The organism is Streptomyces sp. NPDC032721, from assembly GCF_055579625.1.
The window spans coordinates 168,251-176,075 of record NZ_JBVIMX010000019.1; the positions used below are offsets into that span (position 1 = coordinate 168,251).

The following is a 7,825-nucleotide window of genomic DNA, read 5'->3' on the forward strand; positions in this document are numbered from 1 at the left end:
CAAGCGTTGCACTTACCGATGAGGGAGCAGCACCATGGACCTGCGTCTGAAGGGCAAGACCGCTCTGGTGACCGGAGCCAGCCGGGGCATCGGGCTGGCGGTCGTCCGCACGCTGACCGCCGAGGGGGTGCGCGTCGTCGCGGCCGCCCGCAAGCCCGCCGGGGAAGTGACGGAGACCGGCGCCATACCCGTGGCGGTGGACCTGTCGGAGCCCGCCGGGGCCGGACGTCTCGTGGCAGGGGCGGTGGCCGAACTGGGCGGCCTCGACATCCTGGTCAACAACGTCGGCGGCGGCGACGGGCAGCTGAAGGGCGGTTTCCTCGACCAGAGCGACGACCAGTGGGCCGAGGTGATGGACCTGAACCTGCACGCCACCGTGCGGGTGACCCGCGCCGCGCTGCCCGCCCTGCTGGAGAGCCGTGGCGCGATCGTCAACCTGTCCTCGATCAGCGCCCGGGTCCCGCTCGGCAGCCCGGTCGCCTACGCGACGGCCAAGGCCGCCACGACCGCGTTCGGCAAGGCGCTCTCGGAGGAATTCGGCCCGAGGGGGGTGCGGGTGAACACCGTCTCGCCCGGGCCGGTCCGTACCGACATGTGGGAGAGCCCGACCGGTTACGGCGCCGGGGTCGCGGAGACCATGGGCGTTTCGCACGCCGACCTGCTGGCCGGGCTGCCCGCCACCGTCGGCATGGTCATCGACCGGCTGATCGAGCCTGCGGAGGTGGCCGCGCTGGTCGCCTACCTCGCCTCGCCGGTCGCCGCCGCGACGACCGGCGCCGACCACCTCATCGACGGCGGGGCGGTCAAGACCGCCTAGGCGCCCGCGCCCGCCTCCGTGAGGTACGCGTTGGTCTTCTCCGGCTCGAAGAAGAAGTGGTCGAAGTCGGCCGGGTCGTTGAAGCCGTTCGCGAACCGGTCGGCGACGGCCGGGAGCTGTCCGGCCGCGCCGATCAGGTTGAGGACGTGCTCCGGGGGGACGCCGAGCATGGCGTTGGTCCACTTGGTGACGTGCTGGGCGGTGTCCCAGTAGCGGTCGAAGGTGGACTGCATCCACGCCTCGTCGAAGGCGGCGTCGCCGTGCGAGACGATCGAGTCCAGGTACGCGGCGGCGCACTTGGAGGCCGAGTTGGAGCCCTGGCCGGTGATCGGGTCGTTGGCGACGACGACGTCCGCGACGCCGAGGACCGCGCCGCCGCCGGGGAGCCGGCCGATCGGGTTGCGTACCGTCGGGGCGTAACGGCCGGACAGGGTTCCGCCCGCGTCGGTGAGTTCGACCTTGGTGGCCCGCGCGTACTCCCACGGCAGGAACTTCTCCATGAGTTCCAGCGTCAGGGCCAGGTGCTCGGACGGGTCCTTGATGCCCTTGAAGGCGTCGACCGGGCCGCCGGGGACGCCCTCCCAGAACAGGATGTCCGCGCGGCCGGAGGTCGTCAGGGTCGGCATGACGAAGAGCTCGCCGACGCCCGGGACCAGGTTGCAGCGGACCGCCTCGAAGTCGGGGTGCTCGGGGCGCGGGCCCAGTCCGTGCACGTACGCGACGGCCAGCGCGCGCTGCGGGGCGTCGTACGGGGAGCGGGCGGCGTCGCGGCCGAAGAGCTGGACGAGTTCGCCCTTGCCCGCCGCAACCAGCACCAGGTCGTACGTACGCGAGAAGAAGTCCAGGTCGGAGACTGCCGCGCCGTGGATGACGAGCTGGCCGCCGCGCTGCGCGAAGGTGTCCATCCAGCCGGCCATCTTCACCCGCTGGTCGACGGACTGGGCGATGCCGTCCAGCTTGCCGACCCAGTCGACGGGGCGGGACGCGTCGGGGGCTGCGACGGAGACGCCGACGCCCTCGATGCGCGGGGCCTGCGACTCCCAGAAGTTCAGCTGGAGGTCGCGCTCGTGCTGGAGGGCGGTGTGGAACATGCACTGCGTCGACATGACCCGCCCGGAGCGGATCTCGTCGGAGGTGCGGTTGGACATCAGGGTGACTTCGTATCCCTTGGACTGGAGGCCGAGGGCGAGCTGGAGACCGGCCTGACCGGCTCCGACTATGAGGATCTTCCGCATGGGGTGGGTGGCTCTTTTCGCAACGGAGAAGGAAGGGTTACGCGGGGGTGGCGTCCAGGGCGTGCCCGACCATGCCGAGCAGCGTCTCGATCACGGAGACCTTGCTGCGGGCGTCCATGACCGTGACCGGTACGTGCGGCGGCACCGAGAGCGCCTCGCGCACGTCGTCGGCCTCGTAGCGCGCGGTGCCCTCGAAGTGGTTGACGGCCACCGTGTACGGGATGCCGCAGCTCTCGAAGTAGTCGAGGGCCGGGAAGCAGTCGGTCAGCCGGCGGGTGTCGGCGAGCACGATGGCGCCGATCGCCCCCCGGACCAGGTCGTCCCACATGAACCAGAAGCGCTGCTGGCCGGGGGTGCCGAAGACGTAGAGGACCAGGTCGTCGTCCAGGGTGATCCGGCCGAAGTCCATGGCCACCGTGGTCGTCGTCTTGTCCGGGGTGTCGGACAGGTCGTCGGTGTCCTCGCTGGCGGTGGTCATGACCGCCTCGGTCTTCAGCGGGGTGATCTCGGAGACCGAGCCGACGAAGGTGGTCTTGCCCACGCCGAAGCCGCCCGCCACCACGATCTTGGTGGCGGTGGGCGCCCTGGTGTGGTCCAACTGCCAGGCGGGGACGGCCTGTTCCTCGGCAAGCGCCTGTTCGTCAGAGACGACGGAGCCCATTGAGCACCCTTTCCAGCAGTGCGCGGTCGGGGCGTCCGGCACCGTGGCCGGTTCCGTACACGCGGATCTTTCCCTGGTCGGCCAGGTCGCTCAGCAGCACCCTGACCACGCCCAGCGGCATCTTCAGCAGGGCGGCGATCTCGGCCACGGTCCGCATCCGGCGGCAGAGCTCGACGATCGCCTGCATCTCGGGGGCGACCCGGTTCCCGGCGGGGCGGCCGGTCAGCTCGGGCCGCTCCGGGGAGGCGGCGATGGCCGGGGTTTCGAGGGCCGCCACGAAGGTCTCCACCAGGAGTACGCGGGTGAAGCGCGTACGTCCGCCGGTCAGCGAGTACGGGCGGACGCGCGCGGGACGGCGGCCCTCACCACGTATCGGAAGGCGGGGGACCGGTTGCGGGCTCAACTGGCACTCTCCATGGATTTGCGCAGCTCGCTGCGGAGTTCGGGGGTCAGGACGTGCCCGGCCCGGCCCACGAAGAGCGCCATGTGGTAGGCGACGATGCTCATGTCGCAGTCCGGGGCGGCGTGCACCCCGAGCAGGGAGCCGTCGCTGATCGACATCACGAAGAGGCTGCCGTACTCCATGGCGACCATCGTCTGCTTGACGCCGCCGCCGTCCATCAGCTGGGCGGCGCCGACGGTGAGGGAGCCGAGGCCGGAGACGATGGTGGCCAGGTCGGCGGTGGAGCCCTTGGGGCTCACCAGGGCCGGGGTGGTGTCCGGGAGCATGTGGTCGGGGTCGGAGGACAGCAGGAGCAGTCCGTCGGAGGACACGACTGCGACCGAGACGAGGCCGGGCACCTCCTCCACCAGATTGCTCAACAGCCAGTGCAGGTTGCGGGCTTCGTTGCTCAGCCGGTACGTGATCGACGCGGTCAACTGCGTGCCTCCTCGACGGTGTCCCCCTCGGTCTCGGTACGGTCGGTTCCTTCGGTGCTGCGGGTTCCGCTTACCCCGTGATCCCCGTTGTTACCACTACTCGCGATCTCCGCCTCGACATCGCGCCTGCCGTTCTTGGCGCCCTGGTGGAATCCGCCCAGGCGACGGCGCAGTGCGTCCGCGTCGACTCCGCCGGTGCGCTGCGGCGCGGCGTCGGACGCGGGCTTGACGACCTTGGGCGTGCGCTTGGGGAGTCCCTTGTCGGTGAGACGCGGAGTGGTCGGCTCCGGCGCCTCGGCGACGGGGGTCTCTTCCCGTACGACCTCCGGTGCGACGTCCGGCACGACGGCCCGTACGACTTCCGGCACGGCCTCCGGTACGACGGGTTCCGGGTCCGGTGCCGGGTGGGGCAGCCGGAACTCGCGGGTGGGCTGGTCGATTTCGGGGCCCTCGGCGGCGTCGGCGGTCTCGGCTGCTTCCGCTTCCGCCTCCGCTTCCGCCTTCGCCTCCGCCTCCGCTTCCTCGACCGCCTTTTCGGCGACCGCGATCAGCGGGTCCTGGCCGGCGGCGCGGCCGGGCAGGATGTTGGAGTTGTTCTCGGCGACCGAGCCGGGCAGCTGGTGCAGCGGCTCGATGTGCTCGGGCACGGCCGGGGGTTCCAGCGGCAGCAGCGCCTTGGGCAGGACGACGACGGCCGTGATGCCGCCCTGGCCCTGCTCGCGCAGCTGGATGCGGACGCCGTGCCGGGCGGCGAGCAGCGAGGCGACCTGGAGGCCGAGGCCCTGGCCCGCGTCCGCTCCGTCGTCGTCGCCCGGGGTGTACGTCGCCGGGTCGGCGAGCCGGGCGTTCAGGTCGGCGAGCCGGTCGGGGGCCATGCCGATGCCGCCGTCCTGCACGGACAGCATGATCTCGCCGCTCTCCAGGAGCCAGCCAGACAGCTGGACGTGGGTGTCCGGCGGGGAGAACGAGGTGGCGTTCTCCAGGAGTTCGGCGAGCAGATGGCTCAGGTCGTCGGCGGCGTACCCGGCGACCTGGGCGTGCGGCGGGAGTGCCTGGAGGGTGATCCGTTCGTACCGCTCGATCTCGCTGATCGCGGCGCGGGTGACGTCGACGAGCGGGATGGGTCCGGTGTGGGCGACGCCGTGGTCGCTGCCCGCGAGGACGAGGAGGTTCTCGCCGTGGCGACGCATCACGGTCGCCATGTGGTCCAGCTTGAAGAGCGTGGCGAGGCGGTCGGGGTCCTGCTCGCGCTCCTCCAGGCTCTCGATGACGGCGAGCTGGCGCTCGACGATGCCCAGGGTGCGCAGCGAGAGCTTGACGAAGGAGGAGTGGACGGTGGAGCGGAGCTCCTCCAGCTTGGCGGTGGCCTGCTGGGCGTGCTCCAGCAACTCGGTGCGCTCGGCGACGAGTTGGTCGCGTTCGGCGGTCAGCGCGCGGTGCCGGGCGTCGAGGGCGGCAAGGTCGTCGCGCTGCCCGGCGAGCCGGCTGCGGTCGCCCGCCAGTTCCTGCGTACGGGCGCCGAGGTCGAGGACCTTGGCGTGCAGGCTGTTCAGTGACCGTACGACCTGGGCGAACTCGTCGTTGCGGCCGGTGTAGCGGACCGGCTCCTCGCCCTGCGGGTCGGCGGCGAGGCGGGCGGCGCCCAGGCGGAGCACGGCGAGCGGCTGGGTGAGGGTGCGGGCGACGGCGGTGGAGATGCCGACGGCGAGCAGGAAGCAGGCGGCGAGCAGCGCGATGCGCATCTCCAGGTCGGAGACGTCGTCGTCGCGCAGGGCGGCCAGGTTCTCGGTCTGGGCGGAGGCCAGGGCGGCTTCGGCGCCGCGCATCCGGTCGATCCTGGCGGTCAGCGCGGAGTCGACCCGCTCGGCGTCGGTGCGGCGCTCGGCGGTGCTGAGGGTGGGCTGGTCGGTGAGGGTGCCGAGATAGCGCTCGGCGGTCTTCACCTCGGGGCCGCTGACGGTGGCGGCGAGGGAGTCGCGGTCCTTCACCGGGGCCGCCAGGTCGAAGTCGGCGAGGGCGGCGACCTCCCGGAAGCGGGCCTGCTGGGCGGCGGCGCTGAGGGCGTCGCGGGTACGGGTGCCCTTGCCGGACGCGTCGGCCCGCACGAGCAGGCCGGTGACCGGGTCGACCTTGGTGGTGCTGGTACCGCGCGGCACGGCCAGCGCGGCGAGCAGCAGGCCCCGGGTGGCGGTGGCCTGCTCGACGGCGCTGCCGAGGGTGGCGGGGGCGTTGCCGGAGCCGCCCGCGCGGGGCGGGGTCTTGCGGGCCAGTTCGCGGGAGAGCGCGCGGAGCTGGTCGATGACCTCGGAGTACGCCTTGTGGGCGTCGAGGGGGGTGCTGTTGGCGTTGGTGTCCGTACCGCTGCCGGTGGCGGCGGCGCGGCGGACGGACGGAACCTTGGCGAGGGCGTCGCGCAGGGCTGCCGGGGGGTCGGCGGCGGCGTTGGCGGGGCTGACGAGCTCGGCGATCTGGCGGTCGACGCGGGCGGTGCGGTCGGCGGGGGTGGTGCTCTTGTCGGGGGTGCCGGTGCCGTTTTCGGGGGTGCCGTCGCTGTCGGAGTCGTCGGTGGTGCGGACCGACTCGGCCGCACGGGCGGTGGCGTCGTCGCGTTCGTCGGCGAGGGAGTGCGCGAGCGCGAGGGCCTGGCGGTTGAGCTCGGCGAGGTCCAGGAGGCGCTGGGAGCGGGTCAGTTCGTCCGAGGAGGTGAGGACGGAGGGGCCGCCGGCTGCCAGGACGACCACGCCGACCGCTGCCACCGAGGCGACGAGTCGACTGCGTACGCGCTTGGGGCGTGGCTGCTTGGGCTGCTCCGGCCGGTCGGCCGTGGGGCCCGCGCCCGCGCCCGTGCCCGCGCCTGTGCCCGTGCCGCTGGGGCCTTCATTGCTGCCGCCGCCCCGAGGCCGCTTGTTCTGCACCGGTGCTCGCATCCTTGTATTCGTCCGCCCAGGTGGCCGAGGTGACGACTGGTACATCAGGTGCGTACGGACCGAGCACCCCACCCCCCACGACTGATTCAGCCTTTGACCATTCCAGCGCCCTGGGGAGGGAGGCGCGCATCAACCGACCCGCCACCCGAACGAGTGAACATCAATCAGGAGTTGGCGAACAACTCCCGTCACGACCCGTCAGACGCCTCCTCGGTGGGCCGGTTGGAAGTTCCGCGCGGGCTTTGGCAGGATGCCCCCTCGCAGCTTGGCGGAACAGATCATTCCATCTCAATCCACTCAGCTGACCTGCTGGTATGGGCCAATTCGCGCCTCCACTCGTTCTCGCCGACGGCTCGGGCAGACTGGCCGGCATGCGCATCGAACTCGCCACCGCCCCCGGAAACCCCGAACGCCCCAACGAGGACTGGGTGTCCGTGGCGCTGCCTGCGGGGGGCCAGGACGGAACCGCCGCAGGGCAGGGCGGCACGCTCGTCGTACTGGACGGGGTGACTCCGCCACCCTTCGAGACGGGGTGTGTGCACTCGGTGCCTTGGTTCACGGCGCGGCTGGGCGGCGCGCTGATCGAATTGTCCGGATCACGGCCTGAATTGACCCTCGCGGAGGTGCTGGCGGCGGCGATCGCCCGCACCGCCGACGCGCACCAGGACACCTGTGACCTTTCTCACGTGCGTACGCCTCAGGCGACGGTGGTGATGGTGCGTTGGGGGGCGGAGGTGATCGAGCATCTGGTGCTGTCGGACTCGGCGTTGCTGCTGGAGGGTGCGGACGGGGAGGTGCGGGCGGTGCTCGACGACCGGCTGGACCGGATTCCGCGGGAGGCGCTGAGGTCGCACGCGACGGCGGACGTGTACCGGAACTCGGAGGGCGGGTTCTTCACCGCGGCGGCGGATCCGGGGGTGGCGGGGCGGGCCTTGGTGGGGGTGACGGCGCGGGGCGAGGTGCGGGCGGTGGCGGCCATGACGGACGGGGTCACGCGGTGGGTGGACACCTTTGGGGCCGGGGAGTGGGGGGAGTGTGTGGGGGTGCTGCGGAAGGAGGGGGTGTGGGGGTTGATTGATCGGGTGCGGGAGTTGGAGGTGGGGGCGGAGGAGTGGGTGCGGGGGAAGCGGCATGACGATGCGGCGGTTGTGTTTGTGGAGCTTTGAGGGTGTGTGTGGGGGGGGTGGGGCCACTCGTCTGTGGTGGGGGGCCGTGGCGGAGGTGGGGCGGGGTCGGAGGGTTCGGCTCCGCCGGGGGCCGCCCCCTTGCCCGCCCGTTCCGCCCCCGGGGGGCGGCCCCGCCGCCC

At 72.1% G+C, this 7,825-nt stretch carries 7 protein-coding genes; 2 read left to right on the forward strand and 5 right to left on the reverse strand.

Annotated elements, in window-relative coordinates; genetic code table 11:
* Positions 1 to 34: 34 nt before the first annotated feature.
* Positions 35 to 817, forward strand: coding sequence for an SDR family NAD(P)-dependent oxidoreductase (locus ACZ5PB_RS33315; protein ID WP_468696372.1), 783 nt, complete (start codon positions 35 to 37; stop codon positions 815 to 817).
* Here ACZ5PB_RS33315 and ACZ5PB_RS33320 read toward each other — a convergent pair.
* Genes ACZ5PB_RS33320 through ACZ5PB_RS33340 form a run of 5 tightly spaced genes read right to left on the reverse strand, consistent with a single transcriptional unit; the run spans position 814 to position 6,519 of the window.
* Complete coding sequence (locus ACZ5PB_RS33320) at positions 814 to 2,052, reverse strand: styrene monooxygenase/indole monooxygenase family protein (RefSeq protein WP_468696373.1); 1,239 nt, start codon at positions 2,050 to 2,052, stop codon at positions 814 to 816. The two genes, ACZ5PB_RS33315 and ACZ5PB_RS33320, sit on opposite strands and share 4 nt — an antisense overlap.
* Positions 2,053 to 2,089: 37 nt before the next feature.
* Positions 2,090 to 2,713, reverse strand: coding sequence for a GTP-binding protein (locus ACZ5PB_RS33325; protein ID WP_468696375.1), 624 nt, complete (start codon positions 2,711 to 2,713; stop codon positions 2,090 to 2,092).
* Positions 2,694 to 3,116 (reverse strand): DUF742 domain-containing protein, encoded by a 423-nt coding sequence (locus ACZ5PB_RS33330; RefSeq protein ID WP_468696376.1) that lies wholly within the window; start codon positions 3,114 to 3,116, stop codon positions 2,694 to 2,696. The genes ACZ5PB_RS33325 and ACZ5PB_RS33330 overlap by 20 nt, the downstream gene beginning before the upstream one ends.
* Positions 3,113 to 3,592 (reverse strand): roadblock/LC7 domain-containing protein, encoded by a 480-nt coding sequence (locus tag ACZ5PB_RS33335; protein ID WP_468696378.1) that lies wholly within the window; start codon positions 3,590 to 3,592, stop codon positions 3,113 to 3,115. The genes ACZ5PB_RS33330 and ACZ5PB_RS33335 overlap by 4 nt, the downstream gene beginning before the upstream one ends.
* Positions 3,589 to 6,519, reverse strand: a complete 2,931-nt coding sequence (locus ACZ5PB_RS33340; protein WP_468696380.1) for a sensor histidine kinase — start codon at positions 6,517 to 6,519, stop codon at positions 3,589 to 3,591. Before ACZ5PB_RS33340 ends, ACZ5PB_RS33335 begins: the two co-directional genes overlap by 4 nt.
* 371 nt (positions 6,520 to 6,890) lie before the next feature.
* Between ACZ5PB_RS33340 and ACZ5PB_RS33345 the strand changes: the two genes are divergently transcribed.
* Positions 6,891 to 7,685, forward strand: a complete 795-nt coding sequence (locus tag ACZ5PB_RS33345; protein WP_468696381.1) for a protein phosphatase 2C domain-containing protein — start codon at positions 6,891 to 6,893, stop codon at positions 7,683 to 7,685.
* Positions 7,686 to 7,825: the final 140 nt, after the last annotated feature.

Bases quoted from the DNA above. Each gene is read 5' to 3' on its own strand.
- ACZ5PB_RS33315 (WP_468696372.1), top strand. From the start codon at position 35: ATGGACCTGCGTCTGAAGGGCAAGACCGCTCTGGTGACCGGAGCCAGC.
- ACZ5PB_RS33320 (WP_468696373.1), bottom strand. From the start codon at position 2,052: ATGCGGAAGATCCTCATAGTCGGAGCCGGTCAGGCCGGTCTCCAGCTC.
- ACZ5PB_RS33325 (WP_468696375.1), bottom strand. From the start codon at position 2,713: ATGGGCTCCGTCGTCTCTGACGAACAGGCGCTTGCCGAGGAACAGGCC.
- ACZ5PB_RS33340 (WP_468696380.1), bottom strand. From the start codon at position 6,519: ATGCGAGCACCGGTGCAGAACAAGCGGCCTCGGGGCGGCGGCAGCAAT.
- ACZ5PB_RS33345 (WP_468696381.1), top strand. From the start codon at position 6,891: ATGCGCATCGAACTCGCCACCGCCCCCGGAAACCCCGAACGCCCCAAC.